Source organism: Thiofilum flexile DSM 14609 (assembly GCF_000380185.1).
In the GTDB taxonomy this organism is placed as follows: domain Bacteria; phylum Pseudomonadota; class Gammaproteobacteria; order Thiotrichales; family Thiotrichaceae; genus Thiofilum; species Thiofilum flexile.
In genome coordinates this window covers 1-3,144 of the sequence record NZ_KB904801.1, presented here as the reverse complement: position 1 = coordinate 3,144, position 3,144 = coordinate 1, and the positions used below count along the sequence as shown (strand labels likewise).

General features: G+C 45.0%; 4 protein-coding genes and 1 pseudogene. All 5 read right to left on the bottom strand.

Annotated elements, in window-relative coordinates:
• Positions 1 to 64: 64 nt before the first annotated feature.
• Positions 65 to 445 (bottom strand): hypothetical protein, encoded by a 381-nt coding sequence (locus tag A3IK_RS0115170; RefSeq protein WP_020560833.1) that lies wholly within the window; start codon positions 443 to 445, stop codon positions 65 to 67.
• A 15-nt stretch (positions 446 to 460) separates the two neighbouring features.
• On the bottom strand, positions 461 to 1,102 hold the full coding sequence (locus A3IK_RS0115165; protein WP_020560832.1) for an SDR family oxidoreductase: 642 nt from the start codon (positions 1,100 to 1,102) through the stop codon (positions 461 to 463).
• A 102-nt stretch (positions 1,103 to 1,204) separates the two neighbouring features.
• On the bottom strand, positions 1,205 to 2,227 hold the full coding sequence (locus A3IK_RS0115160; protein WP_020560831.1) for an alpha/beta hydrolase family protein: 1,023 nt from the start codon (positions 2,225 to 2,227) through the stop codon (positions 1,205 to 1,207).
• A gap of 66 nt (positions 2,228 to 2,293) precedes the next feature.
• Positions 2,294 to 2,932 (bottom strand): alpha/beta hydrolase, encoded by a 639-nt coding sequence (locus A3IK_RS19730; protein WP_162596673.1) that lies wholly within the window; start codon positions 2,930 to 2,932, stop codon positions 2,294 to 2,296.
• Positions 2,933 to 2,943: 11 nt separating this feature from the next.
• Positions 2,944 to 3,144, bottom strand: a pseudogene (locus A3IK_RS19725) (hypothetical protein); the annotation flags it as partial.

Genomic DNA, 3,144 nt, shown 5'->3' with positions numbered 1-3,144 from the left:
ACTCGGCTAATCAGTATCGAAGCCCGATACAATGTGAAGCGGATTTTTATCACTCCCTCGCGTCTTAGTCTGTCCATTTTTGGTGGGGTAGATCATTATAGGTTTTAATTCTATCTGCAATAGGGTGCCCTCTTAAATAGCCCTCGTGTACGCTGATAATAAAACCTTTTTTGTCAATCACCATCTCTACCCATTGGATCATTTGACGCGGCCCATAAAACAAGAGGGTGCCTTGTGAAAAATCAATGGGAGTGCGTCCATAGGTCATTTTACCCGCCAATACATATTTTAAGCCAATAATGTAAAAATCATTGGTAATAGGCGGTGTGCTACTAATATGTTGTGAGGGTAGGTTCGCTAGTGAAATCAGACTTAATAGGGGATGTTCTGGCGGTGACCATTGCATGTACTGATGAAACGCTTCAATAGAGCTAAAATGCTGCATCTGCAAGACCGTCTCTCAATAAAAGGACGGCTTATCGCCATATACGCCCGGTTTATTAACCCCTACACTTGCTTTCACATCCTTTTCAGGGTGCTCGATTAGGTCAGTGATATAGGCAGCGACGGCTTTTCTAGCCACTTCTGTACCGATAAAAGGCTGGCCTTTTTGCGTGGTTTCATAAGCGACTTCATCGTTATCGGTGAGCCAAGAGGGGCGAACTACGGTGTAATCAAGCGGTGAGGCTTCGATAATATCCGCCGCATGACGGTAGCGCACTAGATCTTCCCCAATCATGGCCTGATTCCACTCGCCAAATTTGCCCGGAATTTCGTGATAAATGCCTAAGCTAGTAATGAAAATCAGACGTTTGACTTGATTGGCTTGCATACTCTCCACAATCTGCTGCGCCATTTTATCTACACTACCGGCAAGGTTGGCATAGACTATATCTTGTCCTCTAATAGCGGCATTGAGTTGTGCTGGATTGAGTACATCGCCTATCACAACCGTTGTATTTTTATGTGGCGTAGCAGGCAATGAGTTAGCACTTCTCAGAAATAAGGTTAGCTGTATCTCAGGTTGATCTTGCAGCATTTGAATCACATGCTGAGCAATCGCGCCATTAGCGCCCAAAATTAAAACACGAGTGGGTTTCATCAGTATCACTTCATTGGGTTTGAGGTATGGGAGTATAAGGTTTAGATCACTAAATCGATTGAGCCTGCGCCGGAATAAGGCTCCAGCGCATAGCTATACGGATTACTTCATGTATTTATCCAGAAAGGCAATAACCCGCTCTGGTTGTCTACCAAAATAGTTATAACCGTCTCTGAAGCGATGCGTTGTCCCTTCAATCCAGAATAACTCTTTATCTTTGCTAGGAATGGTGTCAAAGGTGGCTTGTGCATCGCCGGGGTTTTGTACCCACGCGTCGTCTTTTACCTGCCACATCAATAGGGGCATTTTGATGTTTTTGGTATAGCGTTTTGGATCCATTTCGTCACGAGTGAAGCCACCGACTTTCACTAGTTCAAAATCTAATAAATCCAAATAATCAGAGACTCCTAATAACTCAGAAAAGGCTTGATAAATAGAGCGCATAGAAGGTACTAAGGGGCTACACATACACGCAACATTAGCAAATAAATCAGGGCGTTTATCAATCGCTACATATTGTGAGCAGCCGCCCATGCACTGACTATAAAGCGCCACTTTCATTTTGCTAAGGCGTGGGTGATTATCTACATACTTTTTTACCCCAACACAATCACGCCACTCCAATAGACCAATACCACACACCCCATTATTCGCTTCACCACTTTGTCCGTGATTACGAATATCATAGGCCAGCACATTATAGCCAGCATCGGTCAGGTGCTTCATTTGGATAACAAAATCGATTTCGACGGCTTCGTAATCGCTCCACGGTTTACCCTGATGCCCTTGGAATCCGGCACGACTCATAGGGAGCGCATGATTAAAAATAACTAGCTTATCGCTCTCGCCACCTTTAGCAGGGATATACCAGCCATTTAGAGGCACACCATCGTCTGCTGGAAAATAAATATCTTCCCAGCCTTTCATTTCATAATCATCAGGGGTTTTATGCAGTATGCTGCGCCATTCACGTTTGCATACATTCACCATACCCATGATTTTGGCGTAGTCTTCGGCTGAAATACGGTTTAATTGATCAACTGCTTTTTCTAAACTTTCCTTGGGCAGGCGTGCTGTTTTGGTGGGCTGTCGCTCCATGCCTGCTAAATTGACTTGATTTTCCATTCAATAATTCCTCCCTGTGTTTAGTGGGGTACAGCTCTGAAAAGACTCAGAGCTGAATCCTGATAGTTAGGCAACTAAGTTTTTCTTAAAGAACGCGACTAATTGCGTAGCAGCCTGATCGACATATTGTGGAATATCATACAGTTTCATATGGTTAGAACCTTCCACAATATAAAGCTGTTTATCAGCACTACCCGCCCGTTTCATGAGGTCGTCACTCATCCAACGCGATTGAGCAATACTGCCTACCACGACTAATAAAGGTTGATCTAAGAAGGTCTCTGCCAGATTGAAGGCATCATAGGTCACAATCTGGGTTAAGCTCCGGCTCGCACCAAATCCGGGGGAGGTAGGGAACTCAGCGCGTGAGGTATGGTAATACTCCCATGCTTCTTGCAGATCGACATACGGGGTATCTTCTTTATGACAAGGGGCGAGTGGGAAAGTCACAACCGCTTCACCTTTCGCTTCAGCCGAACGTGCTTGAGCACCCGCTGCTAGAAAAGGTATGGAATTTTTAGGATCTTGATCACCTAACCAACCATAACGCAGCATGGCTCCAATATTGACCGCACTCACCGTAGCAACCGCTTTAATGCGTTTGTCATTAATGGCAGCATTGATACTGTACCCACCACCAGCGCAAATACCCATCGCACCAATCCGGTTCGGATCAACAAAAGGCTGGGTGATTAAGTAACCCAAGTTGCGTCCAATCATGAGAGTAATAATTTTAGGCTCAAGGCCAACAAAAAGCCCATCAGCTTAATCTGAAATCCATCAGCCGTGACGGTATGAATATGCTTGGGCATGAGCTGCTCAAGCAAGCTTCCGGTGGTCTCCACTACCTTACGTTTGAGCTGTCGCCAATAGGTGACATAGGCCGGAATCGGCCGCTTCGAGTTACTTTTTCTCAA

Coding starts and splice junctions, on each gene's coding strand:
- A3IK_RS0115170 (WP_020560833.1), bottom strand. CDS start 445: ATGCAGCATTTTAGCTCTATTGAAGCGTTTCATCAGTACATGCAATGG.
- A3IK_RS0115160 (WP_020560831.1), bottom strand. CDS start 2,227: ATGGAAAATCAAGTCAATTTAGCAGGCATGGAGCGACAGCCCACCAAA.
- A3IK_RS0115165 (WP_020560832.1), bottom strand. CDS start 1,102: ATGAAACCCACTCGTGTTTTAATTTTGGGCGCTAATGGCGCGATTGCT.